Genomic DNA, 365 nt, shown 5'->3' on the forward strand with positions numbered 1-365 from the left:
GCACCGCGTCCAGGCGCGCGAACTCGCGCTGCCTGGCCCAGTCCGGGTTGCCGATGCGGACGTCGCGCGCGGTGAACTCCGGCCACGGCAGCAGCGCGCGCAGGCCGCCTTCCGCGGGCTCGCGCCGCCATGCCACGCCGAGTTCGCCGTCGATGACGAACGGCCGCCCGATCGCCTCGCTCACCCGCGCGTTGACCGTGGGCTTGAACCGATTCCAGTCGAGCAGCGCCAGGATGACGAACGGCAGCACGATCAGGACCAGCAGGATGCCGACGATCCACGCCAGCACTTTGGTATTGCGTCTCATGGCCGCCTCCTTTTCGCGCCGCAGGGCAGCCATAGCGCGCGGCGCGAAAAGATTACGT

The 365-nt window shown here is 69.6% G+C and carries 1 protein-coding gene; it reads right to left on the reverse strand.

Annotated features, from left to right (window positions below):
- Nucleotides 1–307, reverse strand: a 307-nt coding sequence (locus tag ACH65_RS18275; RefSeq protein ID WP_049624073.1) for an AsmA family protein, incomplete at its 3' end; no start/stop codon positions are given.
- Nucleotides 308–365 lie beyond the last annotated feature (58 nt).

The organism is Frateuria defendens (assembly GCF_001182895.1).
GTDB lineage: Bacteria > Pseudomonadota > Gammaproteobacteria > Xanthomonadales > Rhodanobacteraceae > Frateuria_B > Frateuria_B defendens.